16 protein-coding genes are annotated in these 18,766 nt (G+C 62.3%); 9 read left to right on the top strand and 7 right to left on the bottom strand.

Features of this window, described 5'->3' with window-relative positions:
* Positions 1 to 47: 47 nt before the first annotated feature.
* Complete coding sequence (locus DIE11_RS29285; protein WP_124628822.1) at positions 48 to 1,469, bottom strand: aldehyde dehydrogenase family protein; 1,422 nt, start codon at positions 1,467 to 1,469, stop codon at positions 48 to 50.
* 199 nt (positions 1,470 to 1,668) lie between these two features.
* Here DIE11_RS29285 and DIE11_RS29280 point away from each other — a divergent pair, with 199 nt between their 5' ends.
* Positions 1,669 to 2,364, top strand: a complete 696-nt coding sequence (locus tag DIE11_RS29280) for an SDR family NAD(P)-dependent oxidoreductase (RefSeq protein WP_012366403.1) — start codon at positions 1,669 to 1,671, stop codon at positions 2,362 to 2,364.
* 92 nt (positions 2,365 to 2,456) lie between these two features.
* On the opposite strand, the gene DIE11_RS29275 is transcribed toward DIE11_RS29280, so the two are convergent.
* From DIE11_RS29275 to DIE11_RS29265, 3 genes are read right to left on the bottom strand one after another with little or no spacing between them, the layout of a single operon-like run.
* Positions 2,457 to 3,179: a GntR family transcriptional regulator gene (locus tag DIE11_RS29275; RefSeq protein ID WP_012366404.1), complete on the bottom strand. Its 723-nt coding sequence runs from the start codon at positions 3,177 to 3,179 to the stop codon at positions 2,457 to 2,459.
* A gap of 60 nt (positions 3,180 to 3,239) precedes the next feature.
* A complete protein-coding gene (locus tag DIE11_RS29270; RefSeq protein ID WP_124628820.1) occupies positions 3,240 to 4,250 on the bottom strand; it encodes a zinc-binding dehydrogenase in 1,011 nt (336 codons plus the stop codon).
* Between the two features lie 2 nt (positions 4,251 to 4,252).
* Entirely contained in the window at positions 4,253 to 5,866 is a 1,614-nt protein-coding gene (locus DIE11_RS29265; protein WP_124628818.1) for a GMC family oxidoreductase, read from the bottom strand.
* Between the two features lie 295 nt (positions 5,867 to 6,161).
* Between DIE11_RS29265 and DIE11_RS29260 the strand changes: the two genes are divergently transcribed.
* The 4 genes from DIE11_RS29260 (at position 6,162) to DIE11_RS29245 (ending at position 10,828) form a co-directional block, all read left to right on the top strand.
* Positions 6,162 to 7,655, top strand: a complete 1,494-nt coding sequence (locus DIE11_RS29260) for a sugar ABC transporter ATP-binding protein (protein ID WP_124628817.1) — start codon at positions 6,162 to 6,164, stop codon at positions 7,653 to 7,655.
* Positions 7,655 to 8,650 (top strand): ABC transporter permease, encoded by a 996-nt coding sequence (locus tag DIE11_RS29255; RefSeq protein ID WP_124628815.1) that lies wholly within the window; start codon positions 7,655 to 7,657, stop codon positions 8,648 to 8,650. Before DIE11_RS29260 ends, DIE11_RS29255 begins: the two co-directional genes overlap by 1 nt.
* A gap of 83 nt (positions 8,651 to 8,733) precedes the next feature.
* Entirely contained in the window at positions 8,734 to 9,987 is a 1,254-nt protein-coding gene (locus DIE11_RS29250; RefSeq protein WP_124628813.1) for a sugar ABC transporter substrate-binding protein, read from the top strand.
* A gap of 85 nt (positions 9,988 to 10,072) precedes the next feature.
* Positions 10,073 to 10,828, top strand: coding sequence for an SDR family NAD(P)-dependent oxidoreductase (locus DIE11_RS29245; RefSeq protein ID WP_124628811.1), 756 nt, complete (start codon positions 10,073 to 10,075; stop codon positions 10,826 to 10,828).
* A gap of 82 nt (positions 10,829 to 10,910) precedes the next feature.
* On the opposite strand, the gene gabD is transcribed toward DIE11_RS29245, so the two are convergent.
* The 3 genes from gabD to DIE11_RS29230 all read right to left on the bottom strand — a co-directional run bounded on the left by gabD (position 10,911) and on the right by DIE11_RS29230 (position 14,420).
* Complete coding sequence (gene gabD, locus DIE11_RS29240) at positions 10,911 to 12,392, bottom strand: NADP-dependent succinate-semialdehyde dehydrogenase (RefSeq protein ID WP_124628809.1); 1,482 nt, start codon at positions 12,390 to 12,392, stop codon at positions 10,911 to 10,913.
* 169 nt (positions 12,393 to 12,561) lie between these two features.
* Positions 12,562 to 13,548: a transketolase family protein gene (locus DIE11_RS29235; protein ID WP_012366412.1), complete on the bottom strand. Its 987-nt coding sequence runs from the start codon at positions 13,546 to 13,548 to the stop codon at positions 12,562 to 12,564.
* 2 nt (positions 13,549 to 13,550) lie between these two features.
* Positions 13,551 to 14,420, bottom strand: coding sequence for a transketolase (locus DIE11_RS29230; protein ID WP_124628901.1), 870 nt, complete (start codon positions 14,418 to 14,420; stop codon positions 13,551 to 13,553).
* Positions 14,421 to 14,660: 240 nt separating this feature from the next.
* On the opposite strand from DIE11_RS29230, the gene DIE11_RS29225 reads away from it, so the two are divergent.
* The 4 genes from DIE11_RS29225 (at position 14,661) to DIE11_RS29210 (ending at position 18,671) form a co-directional block, all read left to right on the top strand.
* Positions 14,661 to 15,491 (top strand): shikimate dehydrogenase, encoded by an 831-nt coding sequence (locus DIE11_RS29225; RefSeq protein ID WP_124628807.1) that lies wholly within the window; start codon positions 14,661 to 14,663, stop codon positions 15,489 to 15,491.
* A gap of 177 nt (positions 15,492 to 15,668) precedes the next feature.
* The gene (locus DIE11_RS29220; RefSeq protein ID WP_012366415.1) at positions 15,669 to 16,751 is read left to right on the top strand and encodes a glycerol dehydrogenase; all 1,083 of its coding nucleotides are present in this window, start codon (positions 15,669 to 15,671) and stop codon (positions 16,749 to 16,751) included.
* A gap of 61 nt (positions 16,752 to 16,812) precedes the next feature.
* Entirely contained in the window at positions 16,813 to 18,114 is a 1,302-nt protein-coding gene (locus DIE11_RS29215) for an MFS transporter (RefSeq protein WP_124628805.1), read from the top strand.
* 215 nt (positions 18,115 to 18,329) lie between these two features.
* Positions 18,330 to 18,671, top strand: a complete 342-nt coding sequence (locus DIE11_RS29210; protein ID WP_124628803.1) for a DUF4148 domain-containing protein — start codon at positions 18,330 to 18,332, stop codon at positions 18,669 to 18,671.
* Positions 18,672 to 18,766: the final 95 nt, after the last annotated feature.

Raw genomic sequence — 18,766 nt, 5'->3', positions numbered from 1 at the left:
TTGAATCTGGTCCTCACACGTTCACGAGCATCGACTCGGCATTCATGTCATCCGACCGCGTTAATGACCTTCGTTTCCAGGTAATCCTCGAAACCGAACGCTCCCCACTCGCGCCCATTCCCCGACTGCTTATAGCCCCCAAACGGGGCATCGAAAGACTGATCGGCACCGTTGAGACTCACCATACCGGCACGCAGCTCGCTTGCGACGGACCGTGCCAATTCCGCATCGCCCTGCAGATATGCCGCAAGTCCGTACGGCGTGTCATTCGCGATGGAGACCGCTTCGTCGAGACTCCGGTACGGGATCATCGTCAAAACGGGGCCGAAGATCTCCTCGCGCGCGATACGCATATCGTTATGCACATCCGCGAACACCGTCGGTTTGACATAGTAGCCGCGCTCGAGACCCGCCGGCGCATCCGGACCGCCGGCGACGAGCGTGGCGCCCTCATCGATCCCCGCCCGGATGAGCGCACGGACCTTTTCGAACTGAACGTGCGACGCAACAGGGCCGATATGGCTGCCGTGCTGCTCGGGACGTCCGACCTGAATGCCTTTGGTCACCTTACGAGCGATTTCGACAGCCGCCGCGTATTCGTTCTCGGGCACGAGCATGCGTGTCGGCGCGTTGCAGGACTGTCCGCTATTCGCCATGCAATGACGCACGCCTCTCTCCACGGCCGGGCGCAGATCAGCGCCTTCGAGAATGATGTTCGGCGATTTGCCGCCCAGTTCCTGGGTTACCCGTTTGATCATTTGCGCACCCACCGCGCCGATCGCGCTGCCCGCGCGGGTCGAACCCGTAAACGAAATCATGTCGATGTCAGGGTGTGCCACAAGCGCCGCGCCCGCAGTCGCACCGTCGCCGTTGATCATGTTGAACACGCCAGGCGGCAAATCGAGTTCATCGATCATTTCGGCCCACAGCAGCGCGCTCAGCGGGGTGACCTCGCTCGGCTTGAGCACCATCGTGCACCCGGTTGCGAGGGCGGGCACCACCTTGCACGCGATCTGGTTGATGGGCCAGTTCCACGGCGTAATCAATGCGCACACGCCAATGGGTTCGCGAACCACAGTCCCGCCAGAGACTGCGTGCTGGAAGCGAAACGTCCGCAGCGCATGGATCCCGGCCTCAATGTGCCCTTGCCCGGTGCGGGCCTGTGCCGCTACAGCGAAATCGATCGGCGCGCCCATCTCGCGCGAGATCACGCGCGCCATCTCGTCGTAGCGCCGATTGTAGATCGCCAGCAGTTTGACGAGCCATCGCTCCCGCTGCTCGACGGTGGTCCGTGAAAATTCGCCGAACGCAGCTTTTGCGGCCGCTACCGCGCGACCGACGTCCGACGCGGAAGCAGCGGCAATCGTCTCGATAATCGACTCGTCAGCCGGGTTTTCCACTTCGATCTGCGCGCTCGACTCAGGCGCTTGCCATTTGCCCGCAATGTAAAACCACTTCGCATTGGTCATTCGAGTCTCCAGTTGTTGAATTTAAAAAGGGGATTCAGCCTTGCCGTCATCGTCACCGCATCTGCTGCATCTGCTGCATCGCATCGAGAAATGCCCGTGGCTTTCCTCCTCCACTGCCACGATCGACCCGGACGCTTGTGCCCATCCGCATACCAGCATATGATGCATCATATATTTTATTTCCACAGGAGGAAAGTCCATGACGAAAGTTGCTGTAGTAACGGGGGGCGGCACCGGCATCGGTCGCGCGATCGCCGAAGAATTCTTGCGTGCGGGCCTGCGCCCCGTGTCCGTCGGAAAGGACGCCGACGAGGATCTCGATCCGGCGATCGCGTTCCGGCGAGTCGACGTGACGTCAGCCGCTGAAGTGCGCGACGCATTCGGTGATCTTGCGCAGATTCACGTGCTCGTCAACGCCGCCGGAATCATCCTCCACGACCGCGCGGAGTTCGATTCAGCGGGCTTTCGAAAAGTGGTCGACGTCAATCTGAACGCCTGCCAGCTCACGACCGAAGTCGCGCTCGACAAGCTGTCCGCGGTGCGCGGCTGCGTCGTCAATATCGCATCGATGTGGAGTTTTTTCGGCTCGGCCCGCAATCCTGCCTATACGGCAAGCAAGGCCGGCCTCGTTGGCTTGACGCGCGCGCACGCCGCTGCGTTCGCGGATCGCGGGGTGCGCGTCAATGCAGTGGCGCCCGGCTGGATCGAAACGCGACTGTCTGCCGGAGCGCTGAACAACCCCGAGCGCAGCGGTTCGATTCGCGCACGTCTGCCGCTCGGGCGCTGGGGGCAGCCTTCGGATGTCGCCAGGGGCGTGAAATTCCTTTGCTCGGCCGATGCGGACTACATCACGGGAGTCGTCCTTCCGATCGACGGCGGATTCAGCATCGCGTGACGAAGCAGTAAGGATAGGCGGCGGCGATGCGCCGCCGCATGCATGTGCTACCCGCGTGGGTAGCATCGCAATCGGATCGGGTGATCGGCTACTTACGTAGCGGCGACTTCGCCATGCTCCCGCTCGGCCATCCATTCGAGCAGCACGCGCTGGCCCCATTCGATATCTTCCTGGATCGCTCGCGATGCCCCTTCTGGATCACCCTTGCGCAGCGCGGCCAGCACGCGATAGTGAGGGTGCGAACGATTCGATATCTCGCGCCGTGGCAGATGCGAATGAAACGTGTGCAGCAGCGGCCCCATCCGGACCCACATGGTTTCCACGGTGGCGCTGAGCGTGGGCATCCTGGCTGCCGCCATCAATTCGAAATGGAAGTCGCGATTGCGCTCCGCAGCCTCTGAAGGGCTCGCGGCAACGGCCTCGATGAACTCGTCGTGCGTCAGGCTCAGATGACGGATTTCCTTTGGGGTAATGCGCTGCGCCGCCTGTTCGGCCGCCGCACCCTCGAGAAGGCGCCGCATGAGCTGAATCTCCGCAACGGTATCGGCGTCGAGCACCGGCACCACGATCGAGGTTGCCGCAGTCATTTCCAGGGCCTGTTCACTGACCAGGCGGAAAATCGCTTCGCGCACCGGCGTGATGCTCGTGCCGAGCTTTTCGGCAAGGTCGTTGATACGCAGTCGGTCGCCAGGCGCGTACTGACCGTTCATTAATCGGGAGCGGATCTCTTCGTAGATGCGTGACGAGAGATTGCTCTTTTCGACACGGGCGAGTGGCTTCATTCTGATAACGGGACGAAAAATGTTTTCATGCATGATACATCACGCTCCATCGCCGCAACAGGCGGTGCCGATGCCGGTAACCCGGCGGCGGGCTCAGTCGACTACGGCGACGGGCCGGCCGTGCCCGGTATGGGCTTTCAACGATTCCAATGCTTCTGGCAAGCGCGACAGCGGCATCGGCTCGATCGGCAGCGGTGCCAGTGCGCGATACAGCACGTCAGTGAGCAGACGCTCTCCCGCATCGACCAGCGTGCGCCAATGCGCGGCCGAGCCGTGTGTGTGCAGCGCATTCAGGGCCACTTCATGCAACGAGATGGCCGTCGTAAACGGCGCGACCGGGGATGTCTCCAGACGGTCCTGGATGCAGACGAGATGGCCGTTCACGGCGACGAAACGCGCAAGTCGGGCGGCATGCTGGCCGCTCACCGTGTCAAACACGACGTCGAACGGCCGATGCGATGAAAAGGCGCTGCTTCCGATGTCCGGCAACAGACACGTCGAAGCGCCAAGACGCGCCATGCGCTCGAAATGACGTGAGTTGCACATCACCGACACTCGCCAGCGTGCCCGTACTGCGAGCTGGACCAACAGCGTGCCGACCGCTCCGCCGGCACCTGTTACCAGTGCCTCGAGGCCGGCCCGGTGCGGCACTTTCTTCATGGCTTGCCACGCCGTCAGCATGGGGCACGGCAACGCCGCCGCCTCGGCAAAACCGAGGCCCGGCGGCAAGCGCAACAGTGCGCGCGCCGGCACTGCGGTGTACTCCGCGAAACTGCCGTCGCGCGTGAGCGACTGGTGGTAGGCCACGCGCACGCCGAGCCATTCCTGTTGGATGCCCGCGCCTACCGAGACCACCTCTCCCGCCCCGTCAACCCCTGGTATGTGGTCCGGCCGCCATGCCGGCGAGCCCCATTCGATGAATTTCCAGTCAACGGGATTCAGACCCGCGGCGCGGTTGCGCACGAGCACTTCTCCGGGCCCCGGCACCGGTCTCGCCGCACGCCGCCATGCGAGCGCGGAAGGCGCGCCGGCGATCTGCCAGGTCCAGGCGCCCATCGTGTCCGTCGTGTTGTTCGTGCCGATCGTCACGCTATCTTCCAGCATCGCTACACCACCGCGTCAAGTGCTGCGCCGCTCAGGGCCGTCTTGCCGAGCACGTAGTCCGCGCCCTTCTCGCCGATCATGATGGAGGCGGCGTTCGTATTGCCCGACACGAGATTCGGCATGATCGATGCATCGATCACGCGCAATCCATCGATGCCGCGCACGCGCAATTCGGGATCCACCACTGCGTGCCCGTCCACGCCCATCCTGCACGTGCCGACCGGGTGATAGACGGTTTTCGCGCGCTTGCGAATGTAGTCCATCAGCGCGGCGTCGGTAGCGACGCCCGCGCCCGGCAGCGCCTCCTCGCTCGTATAGGTGCGCAGAGCCGGTTGCGCGAGAATCTCGCGCGCCTTTTTCAGGCCGGCTACAGCGACGCGTCGATCCTCGGCATGCTGGAAGTATTTCGGGTCGATCCACAGCGCGGCGCCCGGATCCGCGCTGCGCAGACGAATCTCGCCACGGCTTTGCGGACGAAGCACGCAAGGATTGATTGTCGCGCCTGCCGACTTCACGTGATCCTGATCAAGGTCGAGAAACACGATCGGCACGAAGTGCATCTGGATATTGGGACGCTCTTGCGGCGCGTCGACGTTGACGAACGCGCAGGCTTCGGTCACGTTCGATGTGACGGGTCCGCTCTTGAACAGCAAATATTGCAGCCCGTTCTTCAGCGTGTTGGTGAAGCTGTCCTGGCCGTAGTAACCGTAGTTTCCCGTACAGTAGGACACCGCCGGAAACTCGATATGATCCTGCAGGTTCGCACCGACACCCGGCAGATCCTGCACGGCCTCGATGCCATGCCGAGCGAGTTCCTCCGTCGCGCCGATTCCGGAAAGCAACAGCAGGCGCGGCGACTGCACGGCTCCTGCCGACAGGATCACCTCCTTGCAGCCCTTCTCGCGTACGACCTGGCCGTTGCTGACGTATTCCACACCGATCGCGCGACCCGCCTCGATCAAGATACGGTCCACGCGCACACCGGTACGGATCGTCAAACGCCCGCTCGCCTCGGCGTTGCGCAGATAAGCTACGGCTGCGCTGCAACGCCTCTTGTCGCGTGTCGTGATCTGATTGAAGCCGACGCCATTCTGCCGCGCGCCGTTGAAATCGTGCGTGAAAGGAATGCCGGCTTGCTGCGCGGCGCGCACGAACGCCGTCGACAATTCGCAGCGTTGCGAGAGATCCGACACGCCAAGCGGCCCGCCGACGCCGTGATAGCGATCGTCGAGCCGCTCGTTGTCCTCCGCGCGCTTGAAATACGGCAACACCTCGTCGTAAGACCATCCCGAGTTGCCCAGGCGAGCCCATTCGTCGTAGTCCTCCTGTTGCCCCCGGATATAGATGAGCGCGTTCACGGAACTGCCACCGCCCAGCACACGGCCTTGCGGCACGATGCGCGGCCGGGAGTCAAGCCCGGTCTGCGGCTCGGTTTCGTAGTGATACAGCAGATCCGTCGAGAGCAGTCGCGTGAAACCGGCGGGGATATGCACGAGCGGATTCCTGTCGCGCGGCCCCGCCTCCAGCAACAGGACGCTTGCGCCAGCTTCGATCAGTCGGCCGGTGACGGCACTGCCTGCCGAACCGCCTCCGATCACGATGTAGTCGTATTTCAAGGGTGTCTCCAGTGTCTGCTTCTGGTCGATTGAACGGGCGCGACTTCTTTTGCACTACACATCGCTGCACTGCACATCGCTACAGCCCGCCGACCAATGATATATGATGCATCTCAATTGAACAACAACGACCGTGTCCGTATGGCTTCGCAGCGCCTAGGGGAAATACCCATCTAAGTCAGGTCATCTTGGATATATGATGCATCATCCATCTTCACTCGTCGCAAGATGACACGCGTTCACTTAGTGGCAGCGATGAACACCGCCCAATGCAAACAGGATTACAGAGGAGACGATGAGCAACCATTTGATCATGCGCAACATCAGCAAGCACTTCGGCGGCGTCCAGGCACTACGCAACGTCAGCCTGGAAGCGCACGGCGGTCAGGTGCACGCGCTGATGGGCGAAAACGGTGCGGGAAAATCGACGCTCATGAAAATACTGGCGGGTGCGCACACGCCTGATGAAGGCGAGATCCTGCTGGACGGTCGCCACCTTCCGATCGACAGCCCGCACGCCGCGCAGGCGCACGGAATCTCCGTCATTCATCAGGAGTTCTCGCTCGCAAAGCATTTGTCCGTCGCAGAAAACATCTTTCTGCACGACCTCGGCGCGGGAACATCGATCATCCGCTGGTCGAAACTGAAGGCGCGCGCCCGCGAACAACTGGATGCGCTCGGCTTCGGTGAGTTAGACGTGTCGCGGCCCGTATCAACGCTGTCGGTCGCCGAGCAGCAGATCGTCGAGATCTGCAAGGCGCTCTCGCGCACGTCGCGTGTCCTCGTATTCGACGAACCGACGGCCGTGCTCACCGCGCGCGAAACGACGCGTCTGTTCGCCCTGCTCGAGCGGCTCAAGCGCGATGGCGTATGCGTCATTTACATCTCGCACCGGCTGGAAGAAATCTTCCGGCTGTGCGACAGCGCCACCGTGCTCAAGGACGGCGCCTTCGTCAGCACGGTGCGCATTGCCGACATCGACGAAAGCCGCCTCGTTCAGTTGATGGTCGGCCGCGAGCTGCAGGATCTCTTTCCGAAGCGCGACGCGTGCATCGGCGATACTCGGCTGGAAATACGCGACCTTTGCGCAGGCGAACGCGTGCGCGGCGTCTCGTTTCACGTGCGCGCGGGCGAGGTGCTGGGCTTCAGCGGCCTCGTCGGCGCAGGCCGAACGGAGACGATGCGCGCGATCTTCGGTGCGGATCGCAGGAGCAGCGGCGAAATACGGGTCGACGGCCGTCCGGTCGCAAAGCTGAAGCGTCCCCGCCACGGAATCGAGAGCGGCATCGGGATGCTGCCCGAGGACCGCAAACAGCAAGGCGTGCTCCTGAACATGCCGATCCGCGCAAACGCGATGATGACACCGCGCAACACGCTCGCGCACCTGCGCTGCATTCTCGATCATCGCGCCGAGCGCGTGCGCACGCGCGAACTGATCAAACAGCTGCGGGTGAAGGCGCGCGATACCGAGGTCGACGTATCGACGCTCTCGGGCGGCAATCAGCAGAAAGTCGCGCTGATGAAGTGGCTCTCGAACGGCTGCCGGGTACTGATCCTTGACGAGCCGACGCGGGGCGTCGATATCGGAGCCAAGATCGAGATCTATCACGTCATCAACGATCTCGCACGCGCCGGCGTCGCCGTCATCGTGGTCTCCTCCGACATGCCGGAGATCATCGGCCTGTGCGACCGCGTGCTCGTCATGCGTGCAGGCCGTATTGCGGGCGAACTCAGCGGCCCCGCCATCAACGAAAAGTCGCTGATATCGCTGGCCATGGGAGTCAAGTAATGGAAGGAATCATGCAAACGCAGCGCACCGATGTTCCGGTGCTCCGCGGTCTGTTGCGCCATAACGCGTTGATCATGCTGATCGTGCTGTTCGTCGTATCGAGCGTCATGTCACCCGCGTTTCTGAGCCAGGAAAACCTCTATAACCTGCTACGGCAATTGACACCCCTGCTGTTCGTCAGCCTCGGCATGTTACTCGTGATCAATACGGGCGGCATCGACCTGTCGGTGGGGTCGATTGCAGCAGCGGGCGGCCTGCTGGTAGCCATGCTGGTCCCGGTGATGCCGTTCGGCGGCTCGTCCGGGCTCCTTATCGCGGTCGTGCTGGCCGTGATGCTCGGTGCGCTTTTCGGGGCGTTCAACGGTGTACTGGTGACCGCCTTCGGGCTCGCGCCATTCATCGTCACGCTTGCCATGATGACCATCGCACGCGGAATCACATACATGATGTCGAATGGCCAGCCGACGATGCTGCCGCTCGATCTGCCGGCGGCGGAATTGCTCAATGAATTCGGCAGCGGCAGCGTTCCCTGGATCAACGTGCCATGGCCGGTCGTGCTCGGCGTGGTCGTCGCGCTGCTGTTCTACTTCCTGATGACCTACACCACGTTTGGACGCATGGTCGTCGCCACGGGCAGCAATGAGACGGCCGTGCGGCTGGCAGGTATTTCCGAGCGCGGTTACAAGTTCTGCGTCTACGTGATTTCCGGTGCGCTGAGCGCCGTCGCCGGCATCGTTTTCACGGCACGCACGGGTGTTGGCACGCCGATCACCGGCGTCGGCCTGGAACTCGACGGCATCGCGACGTGCGTGATCGGTGGCGCGTTGCTCTCGGGTGGGAAAGGCTCGGTTCTCAACACGGTGATCGGCGTGCTCGTGCTGGGCCTGATCGGCAATGTGATGAATCTCCTGAGCGTGCCTGTTTATCCGCAACAGATCATCAAAGGCGCCATCATCGTTCTTGCCGTGCTGGTTCAACGCATCGGCCAACGCTAAACCACTTCTCCATCCACCCGGGCCGCCACGCGGCCCTTCCGCCTCCCTTTTTTTCATCCAACAATATTATTCAGGAGACTGAAATGAATGTTGCTCGCAGAGCACTCGCCGTTTCCACCGTGCTGGCGTTCGGCATCACCGCCCCTGTCCACAGCCAGGCCAAGGCAAAGATCTACACGCTGCTGCCGAATACGGCACTGTCCGGTGTGGTGGATCCAGCCCTGCCCGATCGAACGGCGGTCCGCAAGGCATGGCCGAAGCAGCCGGCCAATCCGAACCAGCTAAAAATAGGCTGGACCGACATCACGCTGGGCAATCCGTGGTTCGTCGAGCTCATCAAGGGGGCACGGCAGAGTGCGGCGAAATACGGTTACTCGATCGACGTGCAGGTGGCCGACGGCGACCTGCAGCGCCAATGCGCGCAGATCGACAACTTCGTCACGCGCAAAATGGACGTCATTGTGGTCGATCCGACCGATACGCTGGGCGTGTCCGCATGCATCAATCGCGCCGTCGATGCTGGCATTCCGGTCGTCACCGTCGGCACCACGCCGGACGCGAGCGCCCGAGTGCTCACCACACTGCTTGGCAACCCCTATGCAAGCGGTTTCGAGGTAGGCCGGTACGTGGCGAAGGAGGCAGGCAAAGACACGCCGATCGACGCAGCCGTCGTCATCGGCGTGCTCGGAAACTCGACGTCGGAAAGCCGCATCAACGGACTGATCGCGGGCATCGTCGATCAGCGCATGCGCGAGCGCAACGCAAGCGCGAGCCGAGAGGACGCCATGTTGCGCGGCTTCGAACTGTTCCAGACCTTGAAGAAAACCGGCAAGCTGAGCGCCCCGGACATCAAGTTCAACGTACTCGCGCTGGGCGTAGGCAAGTGGACCGAGGAAGGCAGCCTCGCAGCAACCGAAGATATTCTCTCAGCGCACGGCAGCAAGCTGAATTTCATCCTCTCCGAGAACGACTTCATGGGGCTCGGCGCATTGCGCGCCGTACGAAACATGGGCAAGCAGGGGAAGATACGCATCGCCGATGCAGCCGGCGGTTACCGTGGAGAGCTCGATCAGATCAAGAAGGGCAACATCCTCGTGTCCGGCGAAAACTCCGGCGAGCAGACCGGTGTGGCTGCCATCGAATTCATCCACAACGCGTTCACGCGGCGCGTCGATGCGAACAATCTGCCCATGGGCTCCGGTTTTCCGCCGGCAATCATCACGCAAGGCAACGTCGACCAGAAGATCGATCCGAATCCGGCGAACCTCTTCTACAAGTACACGATTCCGCCCGTCCGGTCGATTTCGGAGATTCGGGCGCAAGGCGCAAGCAACTGATTCGTTTCGCTTTGTTCCGCATGCAATGCAAAGGCGTGCACTGCCTTGGTCCGCACGCCGCGTGCTTTCACTGGAGATTCACTTCATGAGCTTTGACACCGACAGTTTTCGCGACAACCTTTTTGCAGGACGGCACGTGCTCGTTTCCGGCGCGACGAGCGGCATCGGGCTTGCCATCGCGCGGGCGTTCCACCGACTCGGCGCGCATACCATCGCCACGGGCTCGTCCGCAACGAAGCTCGACGCGCTACGCAACGAGGCGTCGCTGACCGGCCTGCGTTTTGCCGCGCTGGACGTGCGCAACCATGGCGAAATCGACGCATTCTTCGGCAACCTCGGACGCCTTGACGTGCTCGTCAATGCGGCTGGCGTCGCTCGCCCGCGCGACGAATACGCGGACGATGTGTTCGGCGATGTACTCGACGTCAACCTGCGTAGCGTAATGCGCGTGTCGCAGGCCGCACGCCCGCTCCTCGAACAGTCGCGCGGCTCGATCGTCAATATCGCGTCCATGCTCAGCTACCTCGCCGACGCCGATGTACCGGCCTACTGCGCCAGCAAGACCGGCGTGGTCGGTCTGACTCGCTCGCTGGCCCATGAATACGGGCCGCGCCGCGTGCGCGTGAATGCGATCGCTCCCGGTTATCACCGAACCGACATGACGCGGATATTCTGGGAATCGGAAGAGTTGTCGCGCAAGATCGTGTCGCGTTCCGCTCTCGGTCGCTGGGGCGAAGCAGGGGATCTCGCGGGCGCGGCGGTGTTTCTCGCGTCGCCCGCCGCGGCCTTCGTGACCGGCGTGACGCTGCCCGTCGACGGAGGATATGTGTCCGGCTTCTAGGCCGATTCGATACGGCGTTCGAAGCCGATCAGCCAAAAATGGCCGCCATTGGCGGCCATTTCCTTTTCCGCACGTCCGGCGATCAGGCGATGCCGCCAAAGCACAGGTACTTGATCTCGAGATAGTCGTCGAGGCCGTAACGCGATCCTTCTCTGCCGAGGCCGCTTTCCTTGACGCCGCCGAACGGCGCGACTTCGGTCGACACGATACCGTCGTTGATGCCGACCATTCCGTATTCGAGCGCCTCCGCGACGCGCCACACCCGCGCGATATCGCGCCCGTAGAAATACGAAGCAAGCCCGAACGGCGTATCGTTTGCGAGCGCGATGGCGTCCGATTCCGTCGTGAACCGGAAGATCGGCGCGACCGGGCCGAACGTCTCTTCGTCAAAGATGCGCATGTCGCGCGTGGCGTCGGCCAGGATAGTCGGCTCGAAGAAATTCGTACCCTGCGCGGCGCGCTTGCCGCCGGCCACGACGCGTGCGCCCTTCGCGAGCGCATCCTGCACATGCTCTTCGACCTTCGAAACGGCAGCGGCATCGATCAGCGGCCCGATCGTGACGCGTTCGTCCAGGCCGTTGCCGACCACCAGCTTGCCGACGGCCTCCGCGAGTCGCGCGACGAAGCGGTCGTAAATGCCATCCTGCACGAGCAGGCGGTTGGCGCACACGCAGGTCTGGCCGGCATTGCGATATTTCGACGCGATCGCACCGCGCACTGCCGCATCGAGGTCGGCATCGTCGAACACGATGAACGGTGCGTTACCGCCCAGTTCCATCGACGTCTTCTTGACCGTTGCGGCGCACTGGGCCAGCAGTTGCTTGCCGATTTCCGTCGAGCCGGTAAACGACAATTTGCGCACGAGTGGATTCGACGTGAGTTCCGCACCGATCTGATTCGCTTTGCCCGTCACGCACGAAATCACGCCGTACGGAATACCGGCGCGTGCGGCGAGCACGCACAGGGCCAACGCGCTGAACGGGGTTTGACTCGCGGGCTTGAGTACCATCGTACAGCCGGCGGCCAGCGCCGGTGCGAGTTTTCGCGTGAGCATCGCGGCCGGGAAGTTCCATGGCGTGATGGCCGCGCAGACACCGATGGGTTGCTTCAGTACGACGATTCGCTTGTCGCCGGCCGGCGACGGAATCGTGTCGCCATAAACCCGCTTGCCCTCTTCGGCGAACCACTCGACAAACGACGCCGCGTAGTCGATTTCGCCGCGGCTCTCGTTCAGCGGCTTGCCCTGTTCGAGCGTCATGATTTTCGCCAGGTCGCCGCGATGTTCGAGCATCAGCTCATACCATCGGCGCAGCAACGCGGCGCGCTCCTTTGCCGTTTTCGCACGCCAATGCGGCAGCGCCTGCGCAGCCGCATCGATCGCCCGGCGTGTCTCGACCGTGCCCATCCGCGGGACCGTGCCAAGCAACGCGCCGGTTGCCGGATTGAACACGTCAATGGTCGTGCCGTCATCGGCTGCGACCCACTCGCTGCCGATCAGGCACGCGTCTCTCAACAGATCCATATCGCGCAGCTCCGCGCCGCGCCAGCCATCGTCATTCAACATCGTTACTCCCGTTTATCAGAACTGGCGCGAAGTGGTGGCGCCCGAGCTCCGATGTCGGGAGATGGCTTCGCGAGCCAGCGCGTCGCTGCCACCCTTCGCGTACCGTAAACACCTCGATTACCGTGTGCCGCCCGCGGGACGCTGAGCTGTTTCGCGGGCGGCTGGCACGTCAGCTCGCCTTCGCGAGCGCGGCTCGCGCAACGCGGGTGATCCCGGGGCCGTCGAGTTCGTAGTGCGCATACAGATGCGTCGGCGGTGCGATCAGGCTGTACTCGTCGTAGATTCCGTGCCGCACGAGTCGCACGCCGAGCCCCTCGTCGGCCAGGACCTCGGCCACCGCCGCGCCCAGCCCGCCGATCACGTTGTGCTCCTCGACCGTGACGAGCACCTTCGACTGTCGCGCCGCCGCGATAATGGCGTCGCGGTCGAGCGGCTTGATGGTCGGCATGTCGATCACGCCCGCCGAAATGCCTTCCGCCCTCAGATTGTCAGCCGCTTCGAGTGCACCGGCGACCGGCAATCCGCAGCCGATGATGGTGACATCGCGTCCCACCGAATGAACGATGGCTTTGCCGATCGTGAACTCGACACCATCCTCGTAGACTTTCGGATCCCGCCCGCGTCCGATGCGGAAGTAGATCGGGTCGGGCCACGTGGCCGACGCGCGGATCGCGGCGGCGAGCTGCGCGCCGTCGGCGGGCGAAATGACGGTCAGGTTCGCAATCGCGCGCATCGTCGAGATGTCTTCCGTTGCATGGTGCGAGGTACCGTAGAAGCCGAGCGAGATGCCGGTATGGTGACCCACGAGCCGCACCGGCAGCTTGCAGTACGCGACATCCATGCGGATCTGCTCACAGCACAGCAGGCCGAGAAACGATGCGAAGGTCGCGACGAACGGCATGAGGCCCGTGGTCGCCATGCCGGCGGCGGCGGAAACCATGTTCTGCTCCGAGATGCCGAATTGCACGTAGCGCTCCGGGAATTCGCCGGCGAACTTGTTCAAGCCGTTCGAATACTGGAGATCGGCGGAGCCGGCGACGACGGGATGACCTTCGCGCGCGAGATCGATGAGCGCATCGGACAGATAGTCGAGGCCGGGATTGCGCGCGTTGAGCGCGCGGTACTGCCACGAATCGGGATTTTGCGGAGTAGACATGCTTAGATCACCTTGCTCTTGATTTCTTCGATCGCCCGTTGCGCGTCGTCGGGGGCCAGATAGCCGAGATGCCAGCCGGGTTCGGTTTCCATGTACGACACGCCCTTGCCCTTGACCGTCTTCGCGATGATGCAGACCGGCTTGCTGCGCACCGGGTCGGCCTTCACACGACGCAGCAGCGGCACGAGGGCAGTCAGATCGTGGCCGTCTACTTCATGCGTCTCCCAGCCGAAGGCGCGCCACTTCTCCGCAAGCGATTCGATGCCGATGACGTCGTCGACCTTGCCGTCGAGTTGATAGCCGTTGCGATCGACAATCGCGATGAGGTTCGAGAGGCGGTGATGCGCGGCGAACAGCGCGGCCTCCCATACCTGCCCTTCCTGCATTTCGCCGTCACCCAGCAACGTGAAAACCTTGAAGGGGCTGCCTGCCATCTGCGCCGCCTTGGCCATGCCGGCACCGTTCGACAGCGCGTGGCCGATCGACCCCGAGCTGAAATCGATGCCCGGAACCTTGGTCATGTCCGGATGATCGCCGAGCGGATTGCCGAGACGGGTGTAGCCATCGAGCGTCTCCCGGTCGATGAAACCGTAGTCCGCAAGAATGGGAAAAAGTCCGACGGCCGCGTGCCCCTTGCCCATCGTGAACCGGTCGCGATCCTTCCATTGCGGATTGCCGGCACGAAGCGCCATGACGTCGTAGTAAAGCGCAGCAAAGATTTCGGCTGCGGAAAACACCGACGTGTAGTGTCCCGTCTTCGCGATTTCTATCAGACGAATCGTCTCGAGGCGGACGAATTGCGCCTTCTCGCGCAACTGCGCGAGAGTCTCCCTGGAAAGCGCCTGATCGCTCTCCTGCAATGATGTCGACATAGTGTCTCCTGTTGGAACCTGAAAGGAACGAGGCGAGCGCGGCAAGATCCGGCATCTCGCCTTCGTTTCGCACATGATGCATCATATATCTTATTGGCGCAATGATCGACGCGCCACTGCGTCTGCTGTCGCTGTGTACGCGTGGCATTTCGGCCATCATGAATCGCGGTCCGCAAATTGACCTTGCCGTATCGCCATCACATGATGCATCATATATTTTCAAACAACACGGAGACACGCATGCTGACCACTCCACCCTCCTCGCCCGCGGTCAATGGCGAAACACAGGTAATTGTCTTGATGGCGTGGCCGGCCGCTCACGTCCGGACGCCCACCCTGTTCAATGCCCTTTGCGCCAGGAAGAACATCAACGCGATCATGGTTCCGTGGGCCGTGCGTCCCGAGCATCTGACGCAGGCGTGGGACGGATTGCGGCACATCGCCAATCTGGCCGGTGTCGTGCTCACCATTCCGCACAAACAGGCGGCGGCAGAACTGTGCGACGAGCTCGAAGGCGACGCATCGTTGCTCGGCGTCGTGAACGCGGTCCGCCGCAACGCGAGCGGCAGTTATACGGGGCGAATGTATGACGGTTCCGGTTTTGTCGCCGGCATGCTGCGCGAGGGCATCGCGCTCGCGGGCAAGCACGTGCTTCTGCTAGGCGCCGGCGGAGCGGCGACTGCCCTTGCGTTGGCACTGGCGCGCGCGGGCATTGCACGGCTGACGATCGCCAACCGCAGTCCGGAAAAAGCACACGACCTGGCGGCACTCGTCGGAAAGGCGGTGCCGAACTGTGAGGTAAGAGCCGGCAGCGACGAACCGGGCAATCACGACATCGTGATCAACGCAACGTCGCTCGGGCTAAAACCTGACGACGCGCTGCCGTGCGACACGTCGAAGCTGACGCCTGCAATGGTCGTCGCCGAGGTGGTCATGCAGCCCGCGGTCACGCGGCTTCTGACAGAAGCCGAAGCGCGTGGCGCTCGCACTCACCGTGGCGAACACATGGTTACGTCGCAGCTCGATCACTTTGTCGAATTCCTGCTCCCCAACGTGAATCCGCAGGCCTGAGGCCGGCATCTTTGTCACCCAACGTCTCAGCGAGCTCGCTGCCCGAACACGCGGCCCGTGCCAGCAGATCGACCGGTGACGCGGGCGCGCGTATTTCATCCCGATCACTGACGCATCGGACGTGATGTATCTGTTCAAGACCCCGTACCGAACGTTCTCCACCTGTCACTCGAAATCATGACTGCACTTATTTTTGGCTCTCCGGGCCGATACATCCAGGGCGATGGACTCCTTGGCGATATCGGTCAATACATTCGCGACTGCTCGGAGCGCGCGCTTGTCCTTTGCGACAGCTTCGTGAAAGAGCAGTTCGGCTCGCGAATCGCGGCCTCGTGCGCCGCGCACGAAATCGACGTGCGCTGGCTGGCGTTCAGCGGTGAACTCACGGATCGCAAAGTCCGCGAGCTCGAGCATGCCGCGCAATCGTTCGACTATGGCGTCGTTGTTGCGATCGGCGGCGGCAAGACGCTCGACGCCGGCAAGGCGCTCGTCGATGCTGCTCATTGCGCGTTGATCACCGTGCCCACCGTTGCATCGAACGACTCCCCCACGTCAAAAAACTATGTGGTGTACGACGACGATCATCAACTCGCGGCGGTCAGGCACTTGCCGCGCAGCGCCACGTATGTGCTGGTCGACACCACGTTGATCGCCCAGGCGCCGACGCATTTCCTGCTTGCCGGGATCGGTGACGCGATCAGCAAATACTTCGAAGCAGAGCAGTGCCTGCAAAGCGGCGGCAAAAACATGTTCGGCGCGAGGCCGTCCTATTCGGCGTACGTGCTCGCGCGCGAGTGCTTTTCGATCATCCAGGCCCATGCGGAGACGGCGCTGGCCGAGCTCCAACACGGCCGCACTGCTCCGGCATTCGACCGGCTCGTCGAAGCCGTCATTCTGATGAGCGGCCTGGGCTTCGAAAGCGCGGGGCTCTCAATCGCTCATTCGATGACGCGTGGCCTGTCCCGGCTCGAAACGTCGGCGCGGGCACCACACGGCTTGCAGGTCGCGTACGCGCTGCTCGTTCAACTCCATCTCGAACGTCGAGCCCCCGATTTCATGCGCGACATGATCGGCCTCTATGCGCGCATTGGCCTGCCGGTCCGCTTGAGCGACCTGGGCGCTGGCGTCGTCACTCGGGAGCACTACGAGACTGTCGCCCGCTTCACGTTACAAGCCCCCTATTCGGCACATTTCGAGCGCACGCTCGGCATCGAGGACATCGTCGCGGCGATGGAAGCCATCGACCACGCTATTGCCTGAGCCCTCAGGTTGCGCGAACCGGGCGCGAAAGCATGTCCCGCGACAATAAATCGGAGACTTCATGACTTACCTTTCTCATCTTTCCTCGTCGTCGCGACGTGCCGCGTCGCAACCTTCATCTCATCGGCGATCCCTGATCGCGTCCAGTCTCGGCAATTTGCTCGAATGGTTCGACTGGACGGTCTATACGGTTGCATCGGTCTATATTGCCGGCGCGCTGTTCGACAATTCGAACAAGACATCGTCGCTGCTCGGTACGCTGGCCGTATTCGCTGCAGGCTTCTTCGCCCGCCCGTTGGGTGGCATCGTATTCGGCGCCATCGCCAACCGCATCGGACGCCGCTCGGTACTCCTGAGTACGATGCTCCTCATGGCGTTTGCGAGCCTTCTGATCGCGATCATCCCGCCATATGACGCAATCGGCAGCTGGGCCTCGGCCGCATTGCTGGTGGCGCGCCTCGTGCAGGGTGCGGCGCACGGCGGCGAAACAACGGCGTCCTATGCCTACGTTGCCGAAATCGCTCCGCCCGAGCAGCGTGGTTTGTGGTCGAGTGCCGTGTTCATGTCGGTCGGCGCCGGCTCGCTGATTGCCACTTTTTTTCTTGCGTCGCTCACGGCGTTCCTTTCACCGGACGCCATGCAGAACTGGGGATGGCGGGTGCCGTTCGCGTCGGGCGGGTTTCTCGCGATATTCGCGCTATGGCTGCGCCGCAATATGGTGGAAAGCGTCATCGTTGACGCCTCGACCCAGGCTCGTCACAAGCCGTGGCCGCGGGCCAAGGTCGTGCGCGAAGGCTTGAAGCTGTTCGTGTACGAGGCCGGTTCGACGCTTACCTACTATACGTGGGTAACGTCCGCAGCCATCTACGCAATCAGTGTCAAGCACATGGATGCGCACCGCGCGTTCACAATGAGTTGCATTGCCCAGGTGATCTATCTGATCGCGCTTCCGCTCATTGGTCGCCTTTCCGATTTCACCGGACGCAAGGTTACGACGCTCATCTCGCTGCTCGGCATCTCGATCACCATCTTTCCGCTCTGGAGCCTGATTTCCAGCGAGCCGTGGACGTTGCTCGTCACGCAGTCGGTCGGGCTCGTGCTCGTTGCATTTATCACCGGGAGCAAGCCTGCCGCCATTTCGGAACAAGTGCCGACACGCTACCGCACCCGTCTCTTCGGCTTTTTCATTTCACTGGCGGTCGCATTCTTCGGCGGCACCGCCTCATATCTGAATGCATGGCTGTATTCCATCGACAAGGGGCAGCTATTCAATGTCTATCTCATCGTGGTGGCGGTAGTCGCGAGTTGCGCCGTGCTGACATGGAAGAACAACACCGGAGTAAAGCTGGACGATATTGAATGAGCCTGGATGCGGTTCCAAACGGCCAGTCGATTAAACAAGGCACAGCCCAAAAATCCAGGGAGGCACATGTGAAACCTGATGCCCGACTCATGACATAAGATCAAAAGTCAATTTGTCGATCTGCCGTTTTTCATCGACGGCACCCGTCCTATATTGGCATCACCGCAGCGACACCAAGGTCGCTGCGGCCCTCTCAACCAATACAGGTTCCTGTCATGAAATCGTTCCGCTCTCGTACCATTGCCTCGCTGATTCTTTTCGTCCCGGCCCTCGCTTTCGCGCAACAGGCCGACCGTCAACCAACCCGTGCGGAAGTGAAGGCCGAACTAGCGCAACTCGTCGCCGCCGGCTATCGTCCGGCGATGGATCACAACCAGTATCCGGCGGCGATCCTCGCTGCGGAAAAGCGTGTCCGCGAAAACACCGTCGCGCAGGATGCGCCGCACACCACACCGGCCGCCGCGACGACCGGCTACGGCAGCGAAGGCCGCTCCACCAGCGAATCCGGCCGCGCGGTGATGGTCAACGGCCGCGACTCGATCTATCGCGGCCATTGATTCGCATCGACGCGCTAGAGAGCCGGCCTCTCGACACGCGCATACGCTTGCCCCGTCCCTCCGTATTGCCGGCCCGAACCGCCTGAACAGGCATT

The sequence above is a fragment of the Burkholderia sp. Bp9012 genome (genome assembly GCF_003853825.1).
GTDB lineage: Bacteria > Pseudomonadota > Gammaproteobacteria > Burkholderiales > Burkholderiaceae > Burkholderia > Burkholderia diffusa.
The sequence above is the reverse complement of the archived record's forward strand: the minus strand, read 5'-3'. Positions and strand labels throughout refer to the sequence as shown.

Bases quoted from the DNA above. Each gene is read 5' to 3' on its own strand.
- DIE11_RS29255 (WP_124628815.1), top strand. From the start codon at position 7,655: ATGGAAGGAATCATGCAAACGCAGCGCACCGATGTTCCGGTGCTCCGC.
- gabD (WP_124628809.1), bottom strand. From the start codon at position 12,392: ATGTTGAATGACGATGGCTGGCGCGGCGCGGAGCTGCGCGATATGGAT.
- DIE11_RS29220 (WP_012366415.1), top strand. From the start codon at position 15,669: ATGACTGCACTTATTTTTGGCTCTCCGGGCCGATACATCCAGGGCGAT.
- DIE11_RS29245 (WP_124628811.1), top strand. From the start codon at position 10,073: ATGAGCTTTGACACCGACAGTTTTCGCGACAACCTTTTTGCAGGACGG.
- DIE11_RS29275 (WP_012366404.1), bottom strand. From the start codon at position 3,179: ATGCATGAAAACATTTTTCGTCCCGTTATCAGAATGAAGCCACTCGCC.
- DIE11_RS29280 (WP_012366403.1), top strand. From the start codon at position 1,669: ATGACGAAAGTTGCTGTAGTAACGGGGGGCGGCACCGGCATCGGTCGC.
- DIE11_RS29215 (WP_124628805.1), top strand. From the start codon at position 16,813: ATGACTTACCTTTCTCATCTTTCCTCGTCGTCGCGACGTGCCGCGTCG.
- DIE11_RS29285 (WP_124628822.1), bottom strand. From the start codon at position 1,469: ATGACCAATGCGAAGTGGTTTTACATTGCGGGCAAATGGCAAGCGCCT.
- DIE11_RS29210 (WP_124628803.1), top strand. From the start codon at position 18,330: ATGAAATCGTTCCGCTCTCGTACCATTGCCTCGCTGATTCTTTTCGTC.
- DIE11_RS29260 (WP_124628817.1), top strand. From the start codon at position 6,162: ATGAGCAACCATTTGATCATGCGCAACATCAGCAAGCACTTCGGCGGC.
- DIE11_RS29230 (WP_124628901.1), bottom strand. From the start codon at position 14,420: ATGTCGACATCATTGCAGGAGAGCGATCAGGCGCTTTCCAGGGAGACT.
- DIE11_RS29250 (WP_124628813.1), top strand. From the start codon at position 8,734: ATGAATGTTGCTCGCAGAGCACTCGCCGTTTCCACCGTGCTGGCGTTC.
- DIE11_RS29235 (WP_012366412.1), bottom strand. From the start codon at position 13,548: ATGTCTACTCCGCAAAATCCCGATTCGTGGCAGTACCGCGCGCTCAAC.
- DIE11_RS29225 (WP_124628807.1), top strand. From the start codon at position 14,661: ATGCTGACCACTCCACCCTCCTCGCCCGCGGTCAATGGCGAAACACAG.
- DIE11_RS29270 (WP_124628820.1), bottom strand. From the start codon at position 4,250: ATGCTGGAAGATAGCGTGACGATCGGCACGAACAACACGACGGACACG.